2 protein-coding genes are annotated in these 1,440 nt (G+C 42.3%); one reads left to right on the top strand and one right to left on the bottom strand.

Features of this window, described 5'->3' with window-relative positions; all coding sequences use genetic code 11:
- Positions 1 to 611: outer membrane beta-barrel protein (locus A3735_RS19530; protein ID WP_068638501.1), on the top strand; the 611-nt coding region annotated here is incomplete at its 5' end.
- A gap of 37 nt (positions 612 to 648) precedes the next feature.
- Here A3735_RS19530 and A3735_RS19525 read toward each other — a convergent pair.
- The coding region (locus A3735_RS19525) for a class I SAM-dependent methyltransferase (protein WP_197485944.1) at positions 649 to 1,440 on the bottom strand (792 nt) is incomplete at its 5' end.

The raw sequence follows: 1,440 nt of genomic DNA, 5'->3' as shown, positions 1-1,440 counted from the left end.
CCGAAAGAAACTACTTATCTGTCGGTCTTTCTTTGAACGAATTCAACAGGCTCAACCTTAATCTCGTCCTCTCTGACAGCGTATCTTACGAAGATAGAACTGAAGGCTCTCCGGTTTTATCATTCAGCGGCCTTACTGCACAAACCTACGGCCTTAGCGTTATTTATGGTAGCTACCTAGATGACACTTTCAAAGCAGAGTTTCGTTACGGCAAGGGAATCAAAGAAGACACGCTTAAAGGAGCAAAGGATGTCAACCTAGATCATTGGATTGCGACATATATGGGAGCCGAGCAAGAGATTACAGATTATTTTAATGCTTACGCACTACTTGGACTATCTTACTACCGAGCAGATGTAACGCGTCATGAAGTTATTAGAACCGTCTCGGAAAGTGCTATTTCTAACGCGGAATCAGCGGTTCAACCCAGCCCATTCGTGGCCGAGTCACATTTATTTAAAACGAACTTCAGTTTAAGCTGGATTATCGGAGGAGACTATAAGCTGAGTGATCAGTGGTATTTATCCTTTGAATACGGTCGTTTGCTCAAGGACACTGATACGAATATCGAAATAGATCAGTACAGTACCTACCTAAAGTTTGAATTCTAAGGATAAGCCCACTACTCAAACCGACTAAGCAAATTTCCTAGCCGCGCTCTATTTTCCAGCATTGGTGAATATGACTATTGCGCTCAAAATCTTTATCCACTGACATTTTGGTAAAGTCTGTGACCTTATAGTTTGCGCTCAAGCCTGGATCAAGCTTAAACCTTCGCAGGTTATTCGAGAAAACCAGCACCCCCTTTTCAGACAGCAAGCTCATACACTGCTCTATGAGTACGACATGATCACGCTGAATATCCAGCACCCCCTGCATTCGTTTAGAATTAGAGAAGCTCGGTGGATCTAGAAAAATCAGATCAAAACTGGCTTTTTGTTCCTGTTGTGACTTTAGCCACTCAATACAATCTGCCTGAACTACTTTATTGTCACGAAGCGCTAGCCTATTGAGCGCCAGATTTCCCTCGAACCAATTCAAGTAGGTCTTTGACATATCAACGCTCAAGGTTGATTTCGCACCACCAAGTGCGGCATAAACACTCACCGCACCTGTATAACAAAATAAATTTAAAAAGCGTTTATCTCTGGCATTATCATAGACCCACTTTCTAATGGGACGATGATCGAGAAACAACCCGGTATCCAAGTAGTCCTTTAGGTTTACCTTGAATCGCGCACCACTCTCACTTACTGTAAAAAAGTCTTTTTGAGATGCTTCTTTTTCGTACTGTTTAGTACCTTTTTGTATCGAACGAACTTTTAAAGCAATTCGCTTCGTCGGTATCGTTGCACCATTAAAACTAAACTCGCTTAATACCTTAAGCCCCTCTCTTAGCCTTTCTCGGCTAGCTTTCTCATCAATAGACTTTGGCGCTTG

The organism is Oleiphilus sp. HI0061, from assembly GCF_001635675.1.
Note: the sequence above shows the minus strand (reverse complement) of the source record. Positions and strands in the feature narration are given on the sequence as shown.